Origin of the sequence: Cupriavidus sp. USMAA2-4 (genome assembly GCF_001854305.1) — a bacterium.
Taxonomy (GTDB): Bacteria; Pseudomonadota; Gammaproteobacteria; order Burkholderiales; family Burkholderiaceae; genus Cupriavidus; species Cupriavidus malaysiensis.
This window is the reverse complement of sequence record NZ_CP017748.1, coordinates 4192755-4210266: the sequence shown is the minus strand read 5'-3', so window position 1 is coordinate 4210266 and position 17512 is coordinate 4192755. Positions and strand designations below refer to the sequence as shown.

General features: G+C 67.7%; 18 protein-coding genes. 5 read left to right on the top strand and 13 right to left on the bottom strand.

Annotation, left to right across the window (positions count from 1 at the left end):
* Positions 1-21: 21 nt before the first annotated feature.
* The 6 genes from BKK79_RS18760 to BKK79_RS18735 all read right to left on the bottom strand — a co-directional run bounded on the left by BKK79_RS18760 (position 22) and on the right by BKK79_RS18735 (position 5705).
* The gene (locus tag BKK79_RS18760; RefSeq protein ID WP_071013702.1) at positions 22-1098 is read right to left on the bottom strand and encodes a branched-chain amino acid ABC transporter permease; all 1077 of its coding nucleotides are present in this window, start codon (positions 1096-1098) and stop codon (positions 22-24) included.
* Positions 1099-1117: 19 nt separating this feature from the next.
* Positions 1118-2158, bottom strand: a complete 1041-nt coding sequence (locus BKK79_RS18755; protein WP_071013704.1) for a branched-chain amino acid ABC transporter permease — start codon at positions 2156-2158, stop codon at positions 1118-1120.
* 61 nt (positions 2159-2219) lie between these two features.
* Positions 2220-2948: an ABC transporter ATP-binding protein gene (locus tag BKK79_RS18750; RefSeq protein WP_071013707.1), complete on the bottom strand. Its 729-nt coding sequence runs from the start codon at positions 2946-2948 to the stop codon at positions 2220-2222.
* Positions 2941-3723, bottom strand: coding sequence for an ABC transporter ATP-binding protein (locus BKK79_RS18745; RefSeq protein WP_071016454.1), 783 nt, complete (start codon positions 3721-3723; stop codon positions 2941-2943). The genes BKK79_RS18750 and BKK79_RS18745 overlap by 8 nt, the downstream gene beginning before the upstream one ends.
* Positions 3724-3797: 74 nt before the next feature.
* A complete protein-coding gene (locus tag BKK79_RS18740) occupies positions 3798-4979 on the bottom strand; it encodes a substrate-binding domain-containing protein (RefSeq protein WP_071038220.1) in 1182 nt (393 codons plus the stop codon).
* Positions 4980-5090: 111 nt separating this feature from the next.
* Positions 5091-5705: a TetR/AcrR family transcriptional regulator gene (locus BKK79_RS18735; protein WP_071013712.1), complete on the bottom strand. Its 615-nt coding sequence runs from the start codon at positions 5703-5705 to the stop codon at positions 5091-5093.
* A gap of 247 nt (positions 5706-5952) precedes the next feature.
* On the opposite strand from BKK79_RS18735, the gene BKK79_RS18730 reads away from it, so the two are divergent.
* Complete coding sequence (locus BKK79_RS18730) at positions 5953-6897, top strand: alpha/beta fold hydrolase (RefSeq protein ID WP_232346233.1); 945 nt, start codon at positions 5953-5955, stop codon at positions 6895-6897.
* On the opposite strand, the gene crcB is transcribed toward BKK79_RS18730, so the two are convergent.
* The 7 genes from crcB to BKK79_RS18695 all read right to left on the bottom strand — a co-directional run bounded on the left by crcB (position 6879) and on the right by BKK79_RS18695 (position 13579).
* Positions 6879-7259, bottom strand: coding sequence for a fluoride efflux transporter CrcB (gene crcB, locus BKK79_RS18725; RefSeq protein WP_071013715.1), 381 nt, complete (start codon positions 7257-7259; stop codon positions 6879-6881). The genes BKK79_RS18730 and crcB overlap by 19 nt on opposite strands.
* Positions 7259-7777, bottom strand: coding sequence for a molybdopterin synthase catalytic subunit MoaE (gene moaE, locus BKK79_RS18720; RefSeq protein WP_071038219.1), 519 nt, complete (start codon positions 7775-7777; stop codon positions 7259-7261). The genes crcB and moaE overlap by 1 nt, the downstream gene beginning before the upstream one ends.
* 13 nt (positions 7778-7790) lie before the next feature.
* Entirely contained in the window at positions 7791-8048 is a 258-nt protein-coding gene (gene moaD / locus BKK79_RS18715; RefSeq protein WP_071013720.1) for a molybdopterin converting factor subunit 1, read from the bottom strand.
* A 20-nt stretch (positions 8049-8068) separates the two neighbouring features.
* Positions 8069-9277: a molybdopterin molybdotransferase MoeA gene (locus BKK79_RS18710; protein ID WP_197523926.1), complete on the bottom strand. Its 1209-nt coding sequence runs from the start codon at positions 9275-9277 to the stop codon at positions 8069-8071.
* Between the two features lie 242 nt (positions 9278-9519).
* On the bottom strand, positions 9520-10965 hold the full coding sequence (gene thrC, locus BKK79_RS18705; RefSeq protein WP_071038218.1) for a threonine synthase: 1446 nt from the start codon (positions 10963-10965) through the stop codon (positions 9520-9522).
* A 16-nt stretch (positions 10966-10981) separates the two neighbouring features.
* Positions 10982-12292: a homoserine dehydrogenase gene (locus BKK79_RS18700; RefSeq protein ID WP_071013728.1), complete on the bottom strand. Its 1311-nt coding sequence runs from the start codon at positions 12290-12292 to the stop codon at positions 10982-10984.
* Between the two features lie 51 nt (positions 12293-12343).
* Complete coding sequence (locus BKK79_RS18695) at positions 12344-13579, bottom strand: pyridoxal phosphate-dependent aminotransferase (protein WP_071013730.1); 1236 nt, start codon at positions 13577-13579, stop codon at positions 12344-12346.
* 284 nt (positions 13580-13863) lie between these two features.
* On the opposite strand from BKK79_RS18695, the gene BKK79_RS18690 reads away from it, so the two are divergent.
* The 4 genes from BKK79_RS18690 to BKK79_RS18675 all read left to right on the top strand — a co-directional run bounded on the left by BKK79_RS18690 (position 13864) and on the right by BKK79_RS18675 (position 17504).
* Entirely contained in the window at positions 13864-14244 is a 381-nt protein-coding gene (locus BKK79_RS18690; RefSeq protein ID WP_071038217.1) for an Mth938-like domain-containing protein, read from the top strand.
* Between the two features lie 163 nt (positions 14245-14407).
* Positions 14408-14869: a peroxiredoxin gene (locus tag BKK79_RS18685; protein ID WP_071038216.1), complete on the top strand. Its 462-nt coding sequence runs from the start codon at positions 14408-14410 to the stop codon at positions 14867-14869.
* Positions 14870-15190: 321 nt separating this feature from the next.
* On the top strand, positions 15191-16894 hold the full coding sequence (locus BKK79_RS18680; protein WP_071013738.1) for a PhoH family protein: 1704 nt from the start codon (positions 15191-15193) through the stop codon (positions 16892-16894).
* A gap of 139 nt (positions 16895-17033) precedes the next feature.
* On the top strand, positions 17034-17504 hold the full coding sequence (locus BKK79_RS18675) for a hypothetical protein (protein WP_232346232.1): 471 nt from the start codon (positions 17034-17036) through the stop codon (positions 17502-17504).
* Positions 17505-17512 lie beyond the last annotated feature (8 nt).

The window sequence follows — 17512 nt, the reverse complement described above, 5'->3', positions numbered from 1 at the left end:
ATGGACGCCACTCCCGGGTCTTCAGGTGGCGACGTCCCTTCCGGCTCCCTCGCCGCGCAGCCGCCCGACGATGCCTTGCGGGAAATAGTACACGCTCAGGATGAACAGCAGGCCAAGCCAGAGCAGCCAGCGGTCCGGATGCAGCAGGCCGGACAGCAGCGGCACCGCCGCCGTGGCGTCGCTGGCCAGCTTCATCACGTCCTGCAGGTAGGTCTGCGCCACCAGGAACAGCGCCGTGCCCACCACCGCGCCGTACAGCGTGCCCATGCCGCCGATCACCACGATCAGCAGGATGTCGACCATGATCTCGAAGGACAGCGAGGTATCCGGGCCGTTGTAGCGCAGCCAGAGCGCCATCAGCACACCCGCCAGCGCGGCGAAGACGGCCGACAGCACGGTCGACACCGTGCGGAACACCACGGTGCGGTAGCCGATCGCCTCGGCACGGAAGTCGTTCTCGCGGATCGCCTGCAGCACGCGGCCGAACGGCGAGTTGACGATGCGCAGCAGCAGCAGGAACAGCGCCAGCGCCGCGCAGAAAATGAAGTAGTAGGTGAAGAGCTTGCCGTTGAGCGGCACGCCGAACCACTCCGTGTCGCCCAGCGAGAAGCCCGGCGTGAACACCTCCGGCACCTTGAAGCTGATGCCGTCCTCGCCCCCGGTCCAGTCGGACAGTTGCGACACCAGCGTGGCGAAGGCGGTCGCCACCGCCAGCGTGATCATGGCGAAGAAGATGGCACGCACGCGTAGCGAGAACAGCCCGATCACCAGCGCCAGCAGGGCCGCCACCAGCAGCGCGCCGAGCGTGCCGGCGGCCAGCGCGGCCCAGCCGGGCTCCATGCGCGACATGGCGATGGCCACGCCGTAGCCGCCGATGCCGAAGAACATGGTGTGGGCGAAGGACACGATGCCGGTATAGCCGAGCAGCAGGTCGTAGCTGGCCACCAGCACCACGAAGATGCAGATCTTGGCCGCCATGTTGAGGGCGCGCGCGCCCGGGAAGAGGAAGGGTGCGCAGGCGAGCGCCAGCAGCAGCAGGAGCAGCAGCACGGACAGCGCGCGGCTGCGTGGCAGGTCGCCGGAAAGCAGTCGGGTCATGGTCGAGGATCTCCCTGGCTCAGCGCTTGGCCACCGGATACAGGCCCTGCGGACGCCACAGCAGGACCAGCATCATCAGCAGGATGTTGGAAAACAGCGCCACCTTGGGAAAGAGGAAGCCGGTGTAGTTGGCCATCAGCCCCACCAGCAGTGCGCCGACGAAGCAGCCGGTGGTCGAGCCGAGGCCGCCGATGATGATGACGATGAAGATCAGCACGTTGACCTGGGCACCGATGGACGCCGTGATGTTCTGCTGGTACAGCCCCCACAGCACCCCGCCCAGGCCCGCCAGCGCTGCACCGGCGACGAACACGCCGATGAAGAGGCGGCGGATGCGGTAGCCCAGCGACTCCACCATCTCGCGGTTCTCCACGCCTGCGCGGATCAGCAGGCCGATGCGGGTGCGGTTGAGCAGCAGCAGCATGGCGATGAAGATGACCAGGCCGAGCACCACGGCAAGCAGGCGGTACTTCTCGATCGCCGCATCGCCCAGCAGCACGGCGCCGCGCAGGCCGGCCGGCAATTGCAGCGCGATCGTCTCGGGCCCCCAGATCGCCTTGATCAATTGCTCGGCCACGATCATGCCGCCCATGGTGATCAGGATCTGCTTCAGGTGCTGGCCATAGACGGGCCGCACCACCACGCGCTCGAAGAACAGGCCGACCGCGCCGGATGCCAGCATGGCCGCGCCGATCGCCAGTGCGAACGCGCCCAGGTTGAGGGCCAGGTTGTCGGCCTCGACCCACGGCGCCAGCGGCAGAAGCACCGAAGCCGCGACGTAGGCACCCAGCGCGATGAAGGCGCCGTGGCCGAAATTGAGCACGTCCATCAGCCCGAACACCAGGGTCAGGCCGGACGACACCACGAAGATGATCATGCCCATGGCCAGCCCCGCCACGGTCAGCGTCAGCCAGGTCGAGCCGCTGCCCACCAGCGGGTAGGCCAGCAGCATCAGCAAGGGAGCCAGCGCCAGCGGGGTCCAGTCGAGCCGGACCTTGGGCAGGTCGGCCGGCGCGGAGGGAACGCCCGGTGCCTCGGGCAGGGTGCTTGAAGTCGTCATGTCTGCGGATCCTGACACGATGGAATGGTGGGCGGCGGCGCCACCGGCGCGCGCCGCGCTTTCACTGGTGCGCGGCCAGCGAGAGGCCGAGCAGGCGCTGCTGCAGTGCCTCGTCGCCGGCCAGGTCGGCCATGGTGCCGGCATGCACCACCCGGCCGTCGTCCATCACGGCCACGGTGTCGCCCACCGATCGGGCCATGTGGAAATTCTGCTCGACCAGCAGGATGGAGACCGCGGTCTGCTTCAGCTCGCAGAACACCGAGATCATGTTCTGGATGATCGAAGGCGCCAGCCCCTTGGTGGGCTCGTCCACGATCAGCAGCTGGCGCGGCTCGATGATGGCGCGCGCCACCGACAGCATCTGCTTCTGCCCGCCGGACAGCACGCCGGCGCGCTGGTGCCAGAAGATCTTCAGCGCCGGGAACATGCGGAAGACCCAGTCCAGGCGCTGCTCGTCGATGGCGCCGCTGCGGGCGGCCAGGCGCATGTTCTCCGCCACCGTCAGGTCGGAGAACACGCTCATGTTCTCCGGCACGTAGGCGATGCCGGCCTGGGCGATCGCCGGCGTGGCCAGGCGCGTGATGTCGCGGCCGTCGAAATGGACGCTGCCCTGGCCAGCCCGCCACAGGCCCATGATGGTGCGCAGCGTGGTGGTCTTGCCGGCGCCGTTGCGGCCCAGCAGCATGGTCACGCCACCGCGCGGCACGTCGAGGTCGACGCCATGCAGGATATGGTAGGGCCCGATATGGGTGTGGACGCCGCGCAGGCGCAGGATGGGATCGTCAGCCATGGCTGGCCTCCGCGTTGCCGGCGCCCGCTCCGTCCGGCGGCGCCACGCCCAGGTAGGCCTGCTGCACGATGGGCGAGGCGATCACTTCGGCCGGATCGCCATCGGCCATCAAGGTACCGTTGTGCAGCACGATGATGCGGTCCGCCAGCGAACGCACCACATCCATCTTGTGTTCCACCAGCAGCACGGTCTTGCTGCGGTCCTGCTTGATCTCGTGGATCAGGTCCAGGATCACCGGCACCTCGTCCACGCTCATGCCCGCGGTCGGCTCATCGAACATGAACACGCGCGGCTGCAATGCCAGCAGGATGCCCACTTCCAGCTTGCGCTGGTCGCCGTGCGGCAGCGCTGCCACCGGCTGGTGCCGCTTGTCGGCCAGCGCCACGCGCTCCAGGCAGGCCTCCGCCTGCTCGCGCACCTTGCGGTGGTGGCTCCATACGCTGAACAGGTCGAGGCCGAGATGCAGACGCGCCTGCACCGCCAGCCGCACGTTCTCGAACACGGTCAGGTTGGGGAACAGGCTGGTGAGCTGGAAGGCACGCCCGATGCCGCGCCGGGTCTTTTCCGGCACCGGCAACCGCGTCACGTCCTCGCCGCCGAGCAGGATCTGCCCCGCACTGGCCGGAAGCTGGCCGGAGATCAGGTTGAAGTAGGTGGTCTTGCCGGCGCCGTTGGGCCCGACGATGCAGGTCAGCTCGCCGGCGCGGAAGGCGCAGGACACCGCGTTGACGGCGACGTGCCCGCCGAAGCGGATGGTGAGCCCGCGCGTCTCCAGCGCGGGCGCGCCGCCCGCGCCGGCGGCGCGCTGGACGGCCTCGGCGGCCGCGGAAGAAGTGGCGCCCACGGTGGTCAACGCTTGTTGCGGATCGGTACGTTCATTTCCTCGGGCTTGATCTCACGGACCAGCTCGGGAACGCCCCAGGCGAAGGCCGGATCGACCTTGATCTTGAAGTGGTACATCGACTGCATCGCCTGGTGGTCTTCCTTGCGGAAGATCATCTTGCCCTTGGGCGTGTCGAAGGACATGCCTTCCATGGCGCCGATCAGCTTCTCGGTATTGGTATCGCCGCCGGTCTTCTTGAGCGCCTCGACCACCGCGATGCCGGCCGACATGCCGCCGGCGGTGAAGAAATCGGGCGGGGTCTTGTACTTGCTGTAGTGGTTGGACACCAGCCACTCGTTGACCTTGTTCTTCGGGATGCCGAAGTAGTAGTAGGTCGCGCCCTCCATGCCCGGCAGGTTCTTGTAGGCAGTCATGGCCGGCAGGATGTTGCCGCCGCTGGCGATCTCGATGCCGTAGCGCTTGGGATCGAGATCGGCGATCTTGAACGGGTTGCCGGCGCCGGCCCAGATGATGAAGATGACCTTGCGTCCCGGCTTGTCCTTGAGCGAATCGAACAGCCGCTGCGCCCCTGCGGTGAAGTCGGTGGTATTGGTCGGCAGGTACTCTTCGTGCACGATCTTGGCGTTCTTCAGCGCGCCCTTGAAGGCCTTGACGCCGTCGCGCCCGAAGGCATAGTCCTGCGCCAGCATGGCGATCTGCGTGCCCGGCTTGTCGAGCGCCACGGCGTTGGCGATGGCATCCTGCGAGGAGTTGCGGCCGGTGCGGAAGATGTAGCGGTTCCACTTCTCGCCGGTGATGGAGTCGGCCACCGCCGGCTCGACCAGCAGGATCTTCTTGTACTCCTCCGCGACCGGCAGCATCGCCAGCGCGGTGCCCGACGAGGTCGGGCCGACCGCGATGTCGGCGCGGTCGTCGCTGTAGGCCGCGGCCAGCTGGGCCTTGGCCACGTCTGGCTTGCCCTGGGTGTCCTTCTCGATCACCACCAGCTTGTTGCCGTTGACGGTCATGGTGCCATTGGTGGCGTACTCCAGCCCCATCATCAGCCCGACCTGGGTCTGCTTGGCATAGGCTTCGAGCGCCCCGGTCTTGTCGTAGACGTGGGCGATCTTGATGTCCTTGGCGTGGACCGCGCCTGCCGCCAGCAGGCAGGCGGCCAGCGCCAGCGTGCTCAGTTGCTTGCCCTGCATCGTTGTCTCCTCTCTCGTTTCGTTGTGTCTTGTTGCGTCTCGTTGCGCGTTCTTGTGCGTTCTTGCGGCTTGTGGATCCTGCGCGTTTCGCAGCGCGCTCCCGGCGGCCGCCTAGCGCACAGCCAGCCCGTGCTCGATCAGATCGAAGGCCGAGTCCACCACCTTGTCCATCGACGCCGGCCGCTTCCACAGCGCGTAGCGCATGCCGAGGAAGTTGCTGATGCCGATCAGGCACCAGGCGCGCACTTCGGCGTCGCCCGGCAGGATCTCGCCCTGCTCTTCGGCCTTGGCCAGGCGGCGGCTGTAAAGTTCGGCGAAGACCTGGAAGTAGCCGCTATAGATGGTTTCGTCGACGGAGTACGAATCCAGCACGATACGGTACAGGTTCTTGTGGCGCGACACGAAGCTGAGGAAGGCCTTGAGGCCGAGGCGCTCGGCTTCCATCTGCGTGGTGGCCGGCGCCACGTGCTTGCGCAGGTGGGCACGCAGCAACTCCAGCATATGCTGCACCAGCGCGCGGAACACATCCTCCTTGTCCTTGAAGTACAGGTAGAAGGTACCCATGGCCACGTCGGCCTCCTGGGTGATCTCCGAGATCGAGGCCGCATAGTAGCCCTTCCCGCCGAAAACCTTCTCGGATGCCCGCAGCAAGGCCTCGCGTGTCTTCTGGCCGCGCGCCGTCTTGGGACTGGCGGGGCTCGCCGCCCGGGTATCGCTTGCTGGCATCGGGTCTCCATCGTGGCGGCGCGCCGGCTCAGCCACGGCGGCGCGCTCCCTGTTTTTTCCTGGTGTCCGGACCGCTCCAGCAGAGCCGTCCGCCGCCCTCCCGGACAGGACATCCGCGCAGGCGAAAACATGATAGCTGATTCATGTTTCATGATATAAAGCTTGGAATCCGGATGTCAATAGATGCCTTTACCGACGCCCGGACTGCCATCCTGCACACGACCCGGCACACCAGGAGCGATCGCCATTGGATACATCGGCCCAGCCCCGGCGCACCGGCCCGGCCGCCGCGGAAACCCTGCCGCAGCCCGTCATGAGCCCCTTCGCCGAGTTCCCGGCGCAAGGCGTGCTGCCGGGCTGGCGCGAAGCCGGGGCAGGACGTCCCCTGCTTTGCCTGCATGGATGGTCGATACCGGGCACCGCCTTCAGCGGGCAGGCGGCGCTAGCCCGGCGCGGCTGGCGGGTGATCGCTCCCGACCATGCCGGCCACGGGCTGTCGCGCTCGCTGCCCGGCGCGGCTCGCGCGGACATCGGCAGGCTGGCGGCCGACGCTGCCGCGCTGATCGCGCACCTTGGGCTGGACGATGTGGTAGTGGTAGGCTGGTCGCTGGGCGCGACCACGGCCTGGCGCCTGATGCAGGACCACCCGGAAGTGCCGCTGGCAGCAGTGGCCGCGATCGACATGACGCCGCGCCTGCTGAGTGCGCCGGACTGGCCGCACGGCCTGCGCGGCGGCTATTCGGCGGACCAGGTGGAGCAGATGGCGGTGCGGGTGCGGCAAGACTGGCCGGGACTGGCGCCGGCGGTGGCGGCAGACCTTTGGGCGGCGGGCAGCGCCCCTTCGCCCGCTGCCGCCGAACTGGTGGCGCACGGACAACAGCATTGCGATCCACTTGCACTGTCTTCCCTGTGGCGCGACATGGCGGCGCAGGACCTGCGCCAGGCGCTACGCCACGCGCGGCTGCCGCTGCTGCTATTGCACGGTGAGCGCAGCCGGCTCTATGGCCCGGCGATGGCGGCGGCAGTCGGCACCTTGAACCCGGCCACGCTGCAATGCAGCATCGCCGCCACCGGCCACAGCCCTCACCTGGAGCGTCCGGCGGCCTTCAATGCCGCTTTGCTGGCATTGCTGGATCGGGCGGGAGTCCGATTCTCACGAGCCACTTCCGCACCTCAGGAGAGCAGGCGGTAAGTCCACAGGCCAGCGGCCGTCAACAGCAGGGAGCCGCCGAGATGGGCCAGAAGGTGGAGCAAGGCCCAGCCGAAGTCGCCTGCCATCAGGTTGCCGACCACTTCACTGGAAAAGGTGGAGAAGGTGGTGAGCCCGCCGAGGAAGCCGGTGATGGCGAACAGGCGCCATTCCGGCGGCAGGCCGGCATGTGTCTCGAAGAAGCCGACGGCCAGCCCGATGAGATAGCCGCCGACCAGGTTGGCGGCCAGGGTTCCGTAGGGCAGCGCAGGATTGGCCGCATTCCACGTCACGGAGAAGAACCAGCGCAGCCAGGCCCCCAGGGCGGCCCCGACCCCGACGGCGACGAAGCCGAACGGCCCCATCAGGGCGCCTCCGCAGCCGCGTCGCTACCGGCGCCCGCCACGCCGTCACCGCTGGCGTTGATCGAGGCCACGCCCCAGCGCCGCAGCGCGGCCTCGTCGGTGACGCGGGCATCGACCCAGCGTGCGCCCTCCGGCGTGGTCTCCTTCTTCCAGAACGGCGCCTCGGACTTGAGATAGTCCATGATGAACTCGCAAGCGGCGAAAGCCTCACCGCGGTGCGCCGATGCCACGGCGACCAGCACGATCTGGTCCTGCGGCTGCAGGGGCCCGACCCGGTGCACGATGGTGACGCCGAGCAAGGGCCAGCGCTGGCGCGCGGCCTCCTCGATGGCAGCCAGCGCCTTCTCGGTCATGCCGGGATAGTGCTCCAGCTCCATCGCGCTGACGGCGGTGCCGCCGCTGGCGTCGCGCACCGTGCCGATGAAACTCGCCACCGCGCCGACCGCTGCATTGCCGCGCCGCAGCGCCGTCACTTCCGCGCCAAGATCGAAGTCCTCGCGTTGTACCCGCACGCTCATCGCCGCGCTCCGTTCAGCCGCCCGTCACCGGCGGAAAAAATGCCACTTCGCAACCGTCCGCGAGAGGTGTATCGGCACGCGCCACCGCATGGTCGACCGCCATGCGCAGCGCCCTGCCCTCGCCCAGCGCCGCTTCCCAGACCCCGCCGCGCGCGCGCAGCCATTGGCGCAGCTGGCCCACGTCGGCCACCTCGACCGGCACCTCGGCCTGCTCCCCGGCACGGCCGAGCTGCTCGCGCACGCTGGCGAAGTAGCGCAATTCGATCTTCATGGCCGCTCCTCCTTCGCGCCTCAGTACAACAGTTCGCCGAAGGGGATGAACTGCACGATGTCGCCGGCGCGGATGGCCTGCCCCGGCGGATTGTCGATCAGCCCATCGCCCCAGACGGTCGACGTCAGCACGCCCGAACTCTGGTTCGGGAACAGCTCGAGCCCGCCCTGTGCGTTGAGGCGGGCACGCAGGAATTCGTTGCGGCGGTCACCCTTCTCCAGCGTGAAGTCGGCGCGCAGCGGCAGCCGGCGCGGCGCGACGTCTGCCACCCCCTGCAAGCGCAGGATGAACGGCCGCACGAACAGCAGGAAGGTGACGAAGCTGGACACCGGGTTGCCTGGCAGGCCCAGGAAGAAGGCCGGCGGCGCCTCGCCGCGCGCCACCTGGCCGAACGCCAGCGGCTTGCCCGGCTTGATGGCGATCTGCCACAGGTCGAGCCGCCCCTCCGCCTGTACCGCCGGGCGGATATGGTCCTCGTCGCCGACCGAGACGCCGCCCGAGGTGATGATCAGGTCATGGCCGTCGGCCGCGCGCCGCAAGGTCGCACGCGTGGCCGCCAGCGAGTCGGGCACGATGCCGAAGTCGCTGACCTCGCAGCCCAGGTTCTCCAGCAGCCCGCGCAGCGTGAAACGGTTGGAGTTGTAGATGGCGCCCGGCCGCAGCGGCTCGCCCGGCATCGCCAGTTCGTCGCCGGTGAAGAAGACGGCGACGCGCACGCGCCGCACCACGTCGAGGGCGGCCTGGCCAACCGAGGCCGCCAGCCCGAGCGCCTGCGGCGTCAGGCGCGTGCCGGCTGCCAGGATACGGCTGCCGGCGCGGATGTCCTCGCCGGCGCGCCGGACCCACTCGCCGGCGCGCGGCACATGGTTGACCACCACGTCCCCGCCCTCGGCCGTACATTGCTCCTGCATCACCACCGCGTCGGCACCGGGCGGGATCAACCCGCCGGTGAAGATGCGCGCGGCGCTACCCGGCTCCAACGCCGTGCCGACATGGCCGGCCGGGATGCGCTGGGTCACGCGCAGGCGCGTGCCGGCGGCCGGCACATCGGCGGCACGCAGCGCATAGCCATCCATGGCGGTATTGTCCGCGGGCGGCACGTCGAGCGCGCTCGACACCGGGCTGGCCAGCACCCGAGCGTTGGCCAGCAGCGTGTCGACACGCTCGGTCTGCGTGATGGGGCGCGCGCCGTCGAGCAGCGTGGCGAGCGCTTGGGCAAGGGTCAGCATGGGCGGGCGCGGCGTGGCGGCAGCTTCGGGCATGGGGCGGGCAGGACGATCGGGGGACGTCTTGGAGTCGGTTGGGCGGCAGCGCCGCAAACCCCGGCGAGGCGGGGACTGACAGCCAGATTGTAGCGATTCGACGGCCGCGCGGCATGCGGCGGCGCCGCAGGCGCGGCGGCATGCCGGCGGCCAGCTGCGGCCGGAGTGGTGCGCCGGAGGCAAGGGGCGGCCGCGCCGCCCCTCTCAGGTCAGAGGCCGGTGTGGCCGGCGATGAATGCCTTCACGCGGTCGGCGTCGGCAGGCACCACTTCGAAGCGCTGCGGCAACGCCTCGATGCCCTCGAAGCTGGCGGGACGCTCGGGCTCGTGGCCGAGCGCCTCGCGGATGGTCTCCGAGAACTTGGCCGGCAGCGCGGTCTCCAGCACGACCATGGGCACGCCGGCGCTCAGGTGCTCGCGCGCCACCTTGATGCCGTCGGCCGTATGGGTATCGATGGTGATGCCATAGCGCGCCGACAGGTCGCGGATGGTCGCCAGCCGGTCCTGGTGGGTACTGCGCCCCGAGACGAAGCCGAACTCGCGGATACGGCCGAATTCAGGCGTGCCGGCCAGGTCGAAGCCGTCCTTGGTGTCGACATCGCGGAACAGCGCCGCCAGCTTGGCCGGATCGCGGCCGAGCAGGTCGAAGACGAAGCGCTCGAAGTTCGAGGCCTTCGAGATATCCATGCTCGGGCTCGAGGTATGGAAGGTCTCGGACGACTTGCGCACGCGGTAGGCACCGGTGCGGAAGAACTCGTCGAGCACATCGTTCTCGTTGGTCGCCACCACCAGCTTGTCGATGGGCAGGCCCATCATGCGCGCGATATGGCCGGCGCAGACGTTGCCGAAGTTGCCGGAGGGCACGCAGAACGAGACCTTCTGGCCAGGGCCGCTGGTCGCCAGCAGCCAGCCCTTGAAGTAATAGACCACCTGGGCCACCACGCGCGCCCAGTTGATCGAGTTGACGGTGCCGATCTTCTGGCGCGCCTTGAAGCCGTGGTCGTTGGAGACCGCCTTGACGATGTCCTGGCAGTCGTCGAACACCCCTTCCACCGCCAGGTTGAAGATGTTCGGGTCCTGCAGGCTGAACATCTGCGCGGTCTGAAACGCGCTCATCTTGCGGTGCGGGCTCAGCATGAAGACGCGGATGCCGCGCTTGCCGCGCATCGCGTATTCCGCCGCGCTGCCGGTGTCGCCCGAGGTGGCGCCGAGGATGTTCAGCTCCTGGCCGGCGCGCGCGAGCGCGTACTCGAACAGGTTGCCGAGCAACTGCATGGCCATGTCCTTGAAGGCCAGCGTCGGACCATTGGACAGGCCCAGCAGCTGCAGCGGCGCGCCGCCTTCCTCGCCCAGCGTGCGCAGCGGCGTGATGTCGGCGATATTGTCGCCGGCACGCGCATTGCAGTAGACCTCGGCGGTATAGGTCTTGCGCGTCAGCGCGCGCAGGTCCTCGGCCGGGATGTCGTCGCAGAACTTGGACAGGATCTCGAACGCCAGGTCGGCGTAGGAAAGCTTGCGCCAGGACTCGAGCTCCTCGGCGCTGACCTGCGGGTACTGATCAGGCAGGTAGAGGCCGCCGTCCGGCGCGAGGCCGCCCAGCAGGATTTCGGAAAACGATTGCGGCGCCTGGTGGCCGCGCGTCGACAGGTATTTCATGGGACCGGGCACTCGCTCAGTTCAGTTCTTCCATGCGCAGGCGCGTGACGGACGACAGCACGGTCGGCAGCGCCTCGATCTTGGCGATGGCGGCATTGACCTGCTTCTCGCGCGCCAGGTGGCTCAGCATGATGATGTCGGTCTGCGGCTCGCCCTCGCGCGATTCCTTCTGCAGCATGGCATCGATCGAGATGCCGGCGTCGGCCAGGATGCGGGTGATGTCGGCCAGCACGCCGGTTTCGTCGGACACGCGCATGCGCAGGTAGTAGGAACTGGTGACCTCCTCGATCGGCAGCACCGGCACGCTCGACAGTTCGTCGGGCTGGAAGGCCAGGTGCGGCACGCGGTGGCCGGGGTCGGCGGTATGCAGGCGGGTCACGTCGACCAGGTCGGCGATCACGGCCGAAGCGGTCGGCTCGGCGCCCGCGCCCTTGCCGTAGTACAGCGTGGCGCCAACGGCGTCGCCCTGCACCAGCACGGCATTCATCGCCCCCTCGACGTTGGCGATCAGGCGCGAGGCCGGCACCAGGGTCGGATGCACGCGCAGTTCGACACCTTCCTCGCGGCGGCGCGTGATGCCCAGCAGCTTGATGCGGTAGCCCAGCTCCTCGGCGTACTTGATATCCACCGCCGACAGCTTGGTGATGCCTTCCACATGCGCGCGGTCGAACTGCACCGGCATACCGAAGGCGATCGCGCTCATCAGCGTGACCTTGTGCGCCGCATCGATGCCTTCGATGTCGAAGGTCGGGTCGGCCTCGGCATAGCCCAGCGCCTGCGCCTCCTTAAGGACCGTGTCGAAGTCCAGGCCCTTGTCGCGCATCTCCGACAGGATGAAGTTGGTGGTGCCGTTGATGATGCCGGCGATCCACTGGATGCGGTTGGCGGTCAGGCCCTCGCGCAGCGCCTTGATGATGGGGATGCCGCCGGCCACCGCGGCCTCGAAGGCGACGATCACGCCCTTGTTGCGCGCCGCCTCGAAGATCTCGTTGCCATGCACGGCCAGCAGCGCCTTGTTGGCGGTGACCACGTGCTTGCCATTGGCGATGGCCTTGAGCACCAGCTCCTTGGCCACACCGTAGCCGCCGATCAGCTCGACCACGATGTCGATGTCGGGACGGTTCACCACCTCGTTGGCGTCGGCCACCACTTCCACCTGCCCACCGGTCAGCTCGCGGGCACGTTCGGTATTCAGGTCGGCGACCATTGCAATTTCGATGCCGCGCCCGGCGCGGCGGCGAATTTCCTCCTGGTTGCGCTTCAGCACGTTGAACGTGCCGCTACCGACGGTACCGATGCCAAGCAGGCCTACTTTGATGGGGTTCATGAACAATCTGCTTCCAGTTGACGAATGGGGGAAACGGCGCCGCGCCGGGCCTCAGGCCGCGATGGCACCGTGGCGTTTGCGGTATGCCTCGAGGAAGCGCGCGACACGGCTGATGGCCTCGCGCAGGTCCTCCTCGTGCGGCAGGAACACGATGCGGAAGTGGTCGGGCTTGCCCCAGTTGAAGCCCGATCCCTGCACCAGCAGCACCTTCGATTCCTGCAGCAGCTCGTAGATGAACTCCTGGTCGTCCTGAATCGGATACATCGACAGGTCGAGCTTGGGGAACAGGTAGAGCGCTGCCTTGGGCTTGACGCAGCTGACGCCCGGGATGGCGGTGACCAGCTCGTAGGCGAGATCGCGCTGGCGGCGCAGGCGGCCGCCCTCTGCCACCAGGTCGTTGATGCTCTGGTAGCCGCCGAGGGCGGTCTGGATGGCCCATTGCGCCGGCACGTTGGCGCACAGGCGCATCGAGGAAAGCATGTTCAGCCCCTCGATATAGTCCTGCGCCGGGCGCTTGTCGCCCGACACCACCATCCAGCCGGCGCGGTAGCCGCACGAGCGGTAGTTCTTCGACAAGCCGTTGAAAGTGACGGTCAGCACGTCGGTCGACAGCGAGGCGATCGAGGTGTGGGTACGGCCGTCGTACAGCACCTTGTCGTAGATTTCGTCGGCGTAGATGATCAAGCCATGCTCGCGCGCGATCGCCACGATGCCGAGCAGCAGCTCGTCCGAATAGAGGGCGCCGGTCGGATTGTTGGGGTTGATGACGACGATGGCCTTGGTGTTCGGCGTGATCTTGGCGCGGATGTCGTCCAGGTCGGGCATCCACTCGTTCTGCTCGTCGCAGATATAGTGCACCGGCGTACCGCCGGACAGGCTCACCGCCGCCGTCCACAGCGGGTAGTCGGGTGCCGGAACCAGCACCTCGTCGCCGCTGTTGAGCAGGGCGTTCATCGACATCACGATCAGCTCGGATGCACCGTTGCCGACGTAGATGTCTTCCAGGCCCACACCCTGGATCTTCTTTTCCTGCGTGTAGTGCATGATCGCCTTGCGCGCGGCGAAGATGCCCTTGGAGTCCGAATAGCCCGCCGAGTTGGGCAGGTTGCGCATCATGTCCTGCTGGATCTCCTCCGGCGCGTCGAAACCGAACACGGCCAGGTTGCCGATGTTCAGCTTGATGATCTTGTGCCCTTCTTCTTCCATCTGCTTGGCCTTCTCCAGCACGGGCCCGCGGATGTCGTAACAGACGTTGTTGAGTTTGTGGGATTTCTGGATCGGTTTCACGGCGTGTCGGCGAGGGCTGGGCTGCCGGTCTCCTCGGCAGCGGGCAATTCGGGAATCTGGACGGAAATCGGGAGGCGCGTCCGCTGCAATGCAACGCGAACGTGGCAGACAGGGAGGCAAAAGCTATAATTTATCGGATTATGACAGACTTCGGCGCGGATTCTTGCATTGCAGCGCAGTGCATGCCGTGCCGCCGCCGTGACCCGCCCGCCCCCGCGCTGCACGGCCGGGCCGCCCGCGGCCCGGCGCCGGCCCCGCACCGGCGGGCACCTCGAAGGTGCCCTTTGAAACTCCACGCCGACCAGCCCCAAGCGCTCAATACCGTCACCGCCTATGGTCCGGGCTATATCGAAATCAACCTGATCCGCCACACCGAGTCCGTGCTGGTGATGCCGGAGGGCGAGATCCGGCCATGGCCGGTGGAGCGTTTCGAGGACCTGCAGGCTGCCCATTTCGAGGCCTTGCTGGAACTGGGGCCGGAAGTGGTGCTGCTGGGCACCGGCGGCCGCCTGCGCTTCCCGCACCCCAGGCTGACCGCGGCGCTCGCGAACCGTCATATCGGCGTGGACGCGATGGACCTTCAGGCAGCATGCCGCACCTACAATATCCTGATGGCCGAAGGCCGGCGCGTGGCGGCCATCCTGATGCTGGACCCGGTGGCCTGAAGCCGCTCTCCGGTCCGCCCGGCGCACCCGGGAAGTTGAGCGGCCGCCACGCTTGAAGTCTGGCCGGGCGCCCCAATCTGCCTTTGCCGTAGTGGCCGCCCAGTGGGGACAACCCCGTGGTGGCAGCCCCCGTTTCCTGCCTCTCCCCCAGGAGCCTCAAGCAATGACCGTCAGCCTCGACAAGCCCGTACCGGATTTCAGCGCCCCCGCGACCGGAGGCCCCTTCAGCCTCGCCGGACAGCGCGGCAAGACGCTGGTGCTGTACTTCTATCCCAAGGACAACACGCCCGGATGCACCACCGAGGCCATGAACTTCCGCGACCAGCACGAGGACTTCGTCGCCGCGGGCGCCGTAGTGTTCGGCATCTCCCGCGACAGCCTCAAGTCCCACGAGAATTTCAAGGCCAAGCTGGAACTGCCCTTCGAACTGATCTCCGACGGCGACGAAGCGGTCTGCACGCTGTTCGATGTCATCAAGATGAAAAAACTCTATGGCAAGGAGGTGCGCGGCATCGAGCGCAGCACCTTCATCCTCGACGCCAAGGGCGTGCTGCGCCACGCCATGCGCGGCATCAAGGTGCCCAACCACGTCGACGAAGTGCTCGAGCTCGTGCGCGCGCTCTGAGTGCCGGCAAGGCCCGCGCCGGCGTGGCAGGCGCGCCACGCTGGCCACGCCGGGCGCCGATTGCCAAACACGGGGGCTTCAGATACATTGACCCGTAATGAGTTCAGAATCCGGCTGCCACACCGTTTCGTCGTTCCGACCCAGGCGCTCCCCGCCACGGGCCGGTAGCGGAGCTGCCGTGTCGCCGCCCGCGATGAAAACCGCCCTGCCCGTCTACCGGGTTCGGCGGTTTTTTTGTCTGTGCGCGCAACCAGGCCGCCGCCTGGCACCCGCCGGCCTGCGCGCGCTTCCCGCTGCGTCCCCCTGAAAGGAAAGCCAAGCATGCCGCTGCCCACCATGCCCACCAAGCCGGCTCAACTGCTCGATCCGAGCGAGTTCGCCCCGGTCACCGCGTTGCCCAAGGCCAGGACCGCGACACAGGGCAAGAAACCGGTGCCCGCGCTGGAGCGCGTGGCCTTGCTGGAAACCGGTGATGCGGAACCCGCCCCGGCAACACGAGCGCGCGCCACGACCACGCGCGCCCGCGCCAAGGACGTGCCCGCGGTTCCGGTGGCCCCGCCCGTAGCAGCCCCCGTCAGCGTCCTCAAGCCGGCCACCGCCCCGAGCCGGCGCGCGCGCAAGGACAACGGCCCGAGCAAGCTGTTCGTACTCGACACCAATGTGCTGATGCACGATCCGTCCTCCCTGTTCCGCTTCGAGGAACACGACATCTATCTGCCGATGATGACGCTGGAGGAACTGGATAACCACAAGAAGGGCATGAGCGAAGTCGCGCGCAACGCCCGTACCGTCAGCCGCACGCTCGACGCGCTGGTGGCAAACACCGACGGCGCGCTCGACGAAGGCCTGCTGCTGGCCAAGCTCGGCAACCGCGACGCGCAGGGCAAGCTGTTCTTCCAGACCCGGCTCAACGACATCAAGCTGCCCGAAGGCCTGCCGCAGGGCAAGGCCGACAACCAGATCCTCGGCGTGGTCAGCGCGCTCAAGGAGCAGCAGCCGGGCCGCCAGGTGGTGCTGGTGTCGAAAGACATCAATATGCGCATCAAGGCCCGCGCGCTGGGCCTGCCCGCCGAGGACTACTTCAACGACCAGGTCCTGGAAGACAAGGACCTGCTCTACTCGGGCGTGATGGCGCTGCCGGGCGACTTCTGGACCAAGCACGGCAAGGGCGTCGAAAGCTGGCAGGATCCGAAGTCGGGCGCGATGTTCTACCGCCTGACCGGCCCGCTGGTGCCGTCCTTCCTGGTCAACCAGTTCGTCTACCTGGAGCCCTCCGACGGCAGTCTGCCGCTCTATGCGCAAGTCAAGGAGATCAACGGCAAGACCGCGCTGCTGCAGACACTGAAGGACTTCACCCACAACAAGAACAATGTCTGGAGCGTGACCGCGCGCAACCGCGAGCAGAACTTCGCGCTGAACCTGCTGATGAACCCGGAGGTGGACTTCGTCACCCTGCTGGGCCAGGCCGGCACCGGCAAGACGCTGCTGGCGCTGGCCTCGGGCCTGGAGCAGGTGCTCGACCAGAAGCTGTACAACGAGATCATCGTCACCCGCGCCACGGTGCCGGTCGGCGAGGACATAGGCTTCCTGCCGGGCACCGAGGAAGAAAAGATGCAGCCCTGGATGGGCGCTTTCGACGACAACCTCGAGGTGCTGCAGAAGAGCGACGACAGCGCCGGCGACTGGGGCCGCGCCGCCACGCAGGAGCTGATCCGTTCCCGCATCAAGGTCAAGAGCATGAACTTCATGCGCGGGCGCACCTTCGTCAACAAGTTCGTCATCATCGACGAGGCGCAGAACCTGACGCCCAAGCAGATGAAGACGCTGGTGACGCGGGCCGGCCCAGGCACCAAGATCGTGTGCCTCGGCAATATCGCGCAGATCGACACGCCTTACCTGACCGAAGGGTCGTCCGGCCTGACCTATGTGGTGGACCGCTTCAAGGGCTGGAGCCACAGTGGCCATGTCACGCTGGCGCGCGGCGAGCGCTCGCGCCTGGCTGACCACGCCGCCGACGTGCTCTGAGGCAATTGACCGCCGTCCCGGCGGGCCCAGGACGGGGCCCGCCGGCGTGTGCCCGCCACGCCCGAGGCGGCGTGGCGGGCGTTCGCGCTTCCAGCGGGCGTTGCTTTCCGTTGTTTCAACCTGGCAGGAGGAGTCATCGATGCAGGACTGCCCGACGCAACTCTCCAGGCAGCGGCCACGTGCCGCCCGCGCACCCGCGACCGCTTCCCGTACCGGCTGGCTGCCGCTGCTGCCTCTGCTCGCCGGCCTGTCCGCCGTCGTAGCCTGGCACCCCGCCTGCGCCGCGGACGGGCTGGTGATCCGCACCATGGGGCCGGTCAGCTACGTCTGCGGCGGCGTCGCCGAGGACGAGCGCCAGGCGCTGGCCGCGCAGGAGCAGAACTTCAATATGGGGGTGCTGTTCACGCGCGGCGAAAACGGCGAGTACCTGGCCGACGTGTCGGTGCGCCTGGTCTACGACGGCCAGGAGGTCGCCCGTTTCCGAGCGAACGGTCCGCGCTGCCTGATACGTGCGCCGGAAGGCAGCTACAATATTGAAGCAAGCTACAAGGGGCAGCCGCGCTCTCTCACGGTGAACACCGGCACCCGTAACGCGCAATTGCGCTGGTAGCCGCGCTG